The sequence below is a fragment of the Roseateles sp. P5_E11 genome (assembly GCF_054049355.1).
This window is the reverse complement of the sequence record NZ_JBFUMO010000625.1, coordinates 1-3,182: the sequence shown is the minus strand read 5'-3', so window position 1 is coordinate 3,182 and position 3,182 is coordinate 1. Positions and strand designations below refer to the sequence as shown.

Annotated in this window: 5 protein-coding genes; all 5 read right to left on the bottom strand. The window is 68.9% G+C overall.

Features of this window, described 5'->3' with window-relative positions:
* On the bottom strand, positions 1 to 301 hold a 301-nt coding region (locus ACXJKR_RS28110), incomplete at its 3' end, for an LLM class flavin-dependent oxidoreductase (protein WP_457325637.1).
* Positions 298 to 1,245: an aliphatic sulfonate ABC transporter substrate-binding protein gene (locus ACXJKR_RS28105; protein ID WP_457325636.1), complete on the bottom strand. Its 948-nt coding sequence runs from the start codon at positions 1,243 to 1,245 to the stop codon at positions 298 to 300. The genes ACXJKR_RS28105 and ACXJKR_RS28110, both read right to left, overlap by 4 nt.
* Complete coding sequence (locus ACXJKR_RS28100; protein ID WP_457325635.1) at positions 1,242 to 2,207, bottom strand: sulfonate ABC transporter substrate-binding protein; 966 nt, start codon at positions 2,205 to 2,207, stop codon at positions 1,242 to 1,244. Before ACXJKR_RS28100 ends, ACXJKR_RS28105 begins: the two co-directional genes overlap by 4 nt.
* A 46-nt stretch (positions 2,208 to 2,253) precedes the next feature.
* Positions 2,254 to 2,886 carry an NADPH-dependent FMN reductase gene (gene ssuE, locus ACXJKR_RS28095; RefSeq protein WP_457325633.1) on the bottom strand — a complete coding sequence of 211 codons (633 nt, stop codon included), beginning with the start codon at positions 2,884 to 2,886 and terminating at the stop codon, positions 2,254 to 2,256.
* Positions 2,887 to 3,032: 146 nt separating this feature from the next.
* On the bottom strand, positions 3,033 to 3,182 hold a 150-nt coding region (locus ACXJKR_RS28090; protein WP_457325638.1), incomplete at its 5' end, for a YdeI/OmpD-associated family protein.

The window sequence follows — 3,182 nt, the reverse complement described above, 5'->3', positions numbered from 1 at the left end:
GGCGGCCGCCCGAGAGGCGGTCCAGCGTGGCGGCCATGCGGGCGCTCTGCGACGGCGCGACGAGGCCGGGCCGCAGCGCGACAAGGAACTTCAGGTTCTTGGTGGCGTCGATGAGGCTGGCCGCGACGATCCACGAGTCTTCGCAGCTGCGGCCAGTGGGCAGCAGCACACCCTCGTAGCCGAGGCTGTCGGCGGCAATGGCGATCTGCTTGAAGTAGGCGTGGTCGGCCACGCGCGCGCCGCGCGTGGTGCCGAGATAGCGGCTGTCGCCGTGGGTGGGGATGAACCAGAAGATCTTCATGCTTTCACCTGTGCAATGGCATCGGCAACGCGGATGGGGCGGGGGATCAGCGCGAGCTCGGCGAAGGCGTCGGCCACCTGTTGCTGCTCGCGGACCAGGTCGGGCGTCAGCGGACCGACGGGCGCGGCACCGCGGCGCTCAACCATGCGCTGCACGATGGCCACGGGCAGGCCGGCGAATTCGGCATAGCGCTGCACCGCGTCCTTGCGATCGGTGCGCACGCGCGTGTCGGTGTCGGTCAGGGCCTGGAACAGTGTCTTCACCAGGGCCGGTTGCTGGCTCAGCGCGCGCGACGCCAAGTAGAAGGTGTTGTTGCTCGTCAGGCCGCGGCTGGTAGCCAGCGCGCGCAGCTCGCCGCTGATCTCGGCGGCGGCGTAGTAGGGGTCCCACACGGCCCACGCGTCCACCGAGCCGCGCTCGAAGGCAGCGCGAGCGTCGGCCGGCGGCAGGTAGATGGGCTGGATGTCGGCCCAGGCCAAACCAGCCTTCTTCACGGCCTGCACGGTCAGGAAGTGGGCGCTGCTGCCCTTTTGCAGGGCCACGCGTCGGCCCTTCAGGTCGGCCAGCGTCTTCAGCGGCGAATCGGGCTTGACGAGGACGGCCGAGCTGTCCGGCTTGGGCGGCTCGGCGCCCACGTAGACAACGTCTTTGCCCGCGGCCTGCGCGAACACCGGTGGCGCGTCGCCGGTGGCGCCGAGGTCGACGCTGCCCAGTGCCAGGGCCTCCAGCAACTGCGGGCCGGCGGGGAACTCGGTCCACTGGATGCGGGTGCCAGGCAAACGCTGCTCCAGCAGGCCGTAGCTCTTCAGCAGGGCGAGGTTGAGCGAGCCCTTCTGGAAGCCAATGCGAAGTTGCGTGGGTGCGTCGGCCTTGGCGCGCGTCCAGACGGCGGCCGTCGTGGCCAGGATGGCGATGGCCGCACGGCGCGTGGCGTGGGCGCTCATCGCGTGGCCTCCGCAACGGTGGTGGCGGGCAGCGCGTCGGCGACGCGGATGGGCTTGGGAATCAGGCCGAGGGCGTGGAAGGCATCGGCGATCTTTTGCTGCTCGGCGGCGACGGCCGGGGTCAGCGGCTTCACGCCGAACTGGTAGCGCGTCAGGCTCTTCTCGACGACCTCGGGCTCCAGTCCCTGCAGCGGCGCGATGACAGCCGCTGCGGCCTTGACGTTGGCCTTTACATAGGCGGCCTGGGCCTGGTTGTCATCGAACAGCGCCTGGATGACCTGCGGGTGCTGCTGCGCGAAGCCACGCTCGGCCAGGTAATAGGCGTAGTTGTTGACCAGGCCGCGGCCGTCCTGCAGCAGGCGCGCACCGCTCTGCTTTTCGACGGCGGCGAGGAAGGGGTCCCAGATCACCCAGGCATCCACCGCACCTCGCTCGAAGGCGGCACGGGCGTCGGCCGGCGGCAGGTAGACGGGCTGCACGTCGCTGTACTTCAAGCCTTGCTTCTCCAGCGCCTTCACGAGCAGGTAGTGCACGTTGCTGCCCTTGTTCAGCGCGATCTTCTTGCCCTTCAGGTCGGCCAGCGTCCTGATGGCGGAATCCTTGGGCACGACGATGGCTTCGGCTTCGGGCGCGGCGGGATCAAAGCCGATGTAGACGAAGCGTGCGCCGGCGGCCTGCGCAAAGATGGGCGGCGCCTCGCCGACAAAGCCCACGTCGACGGCACCGACGTTCAGGCCCTCGAGCAACTGCGGGCCGGCCGGGAACTCCACCCACTTCACGGCGACGCCGAGGGAGCTGAGCTTCTTCTCGAGCGAGCCCGAGGACTTCTGCAGCGTCAACAGGCTGGCGGATTTCTGGAAGCCGATGCGTAACGTTGTCTGGGCAGAAGCGTGCAGGCTGGTGGCCGCGATCAGCAGCGGCGCGGTCCAGCGAAGGACATGTCGAAGAGAGCGGAAAAGCATGAAGAGCGTCCTGTGCAAAAAGATCCCGGCGCTCGGGCGCACCCGATCAGCGCCCGAGCGCCGGGATGAAGTCGCCGGTCCCGTGCGGGAGGCGAGGAGACAAGCGGTGGTGAAGCTGGCCTTGCGGCGTCGACAGCTGAGTGGGCTCTGGCGAGTTCCGCATTCGTGGCGTCAGCGGAGCGAGGGCACGGTCCAGCCGTGCAATCAGATCGGGCTCCGGCACGAAGCCGCCGGCCTCATGACGGCGCAATTGAGCGTCAGTGGCGAATACGCCGTCGAGCACATGGCGGGCGCCCAGGGCCGACAGCACGGGCTTGAGGGCATAGTCCAGTGCCAGGAAATGAGCCGCGCTGCCCCCCGTGGCCAGCGGCAGCACGACCTTGCCTCGCAGCGCATCGGGCGGGAGCAGATCGAGGAAGACCTTGAGCAGGCCGCTGTAGGCCGCCTTGTAGATGGGTGTGCCGACGACGACCAGGTCGGCCTGCTCGACGGCCTGCACGGCGGCGGCTATCGCCCGGTCCTGCACGTCCGCCGTCAGCAGCGCTGCGGCGGGCAGCTCGCGCACGAGGATGTCGTCGTGATGCGTGGCGCGGCCTTCCAGGCGCGTCAGCGCGAACTGCGTGAGCCAGGCGGAGCGCGAGCGTTCGCTGGGGCTGGCTGAGAGGCTGGTGATGTGCATGGCGGCCGGTGTCGGTTGATGCCTTGCACGATAGGGAAACCGCCTTCCTCGCGGAACGAAGGAAAGCGGGGATGCTTATTCGCAGAGCGTTGGCGCGTGTTTGGCTGGCGGCCCGTGCACGACGGTTGCGCCACAGCACCGCGGGCCTAGCTGGTGCCGCGTTCAACGGTCGCGCAAGCCCCCTCGAGGGTGTCGATCAGCTTCGCGAGCTGCACCTGTCTGGCCCGTTCATCGCGCGCCGTCAGCAGCTTCAGGATCCATGCGTACTGACGCGTGCGGCCGAGCGACTCGAACGC